The following is a 267-nucleotide window of genomic DNA, read 5'->3' as shown; positions in this document are numbered from 1 at the left end:
ACCGGCGAGCAGACGACGATGAAGAAGACGCCGAGGAAGATCAGCTTTTCCGTGACCGCCGGGTCGCCCGCCGTCACGAACTGCGGCAGGAAGGTCATGAAGAAGATGATGACCTTGGGGTTGAGCAGGTTCACCCAAAGTCCCGTCGAGATGTTGGCCAGTGCCGAGCTTTTGTCGCCCTCCACTTTTTCAATCGATAGGTTGGACCCGAAGCGGATGGCCTGGACGGCGAGCCACAGAAGATAGGCGGCACCGCCGGTCTTCAGG

General features: G+C 59.9%; 1 protein-coding gene. It reads right to left on the bottom strand.

Annotated elements, in window-relative coordinates:
* Positions 1-267: LysE family translocator (locus tag R0J92_RS23470; protein WP_411053448.1), on the bottom strand; the 267-nt coding region annotated here is incomplete at both ends.

This window comes from Tritonibacter sp. SIMBA_163 (genome assembly GCF_046535935.1).
GTDB lineage: Bacteria > Pseudomonadota > Alphaproteobacteria > Rhodobacterales > Rhodobacteraceae > Epibacterium > Epibacterium scottomollicae.
This window is presented reverse-complemented; position numbering and strand designations above follow the sequence as displayed.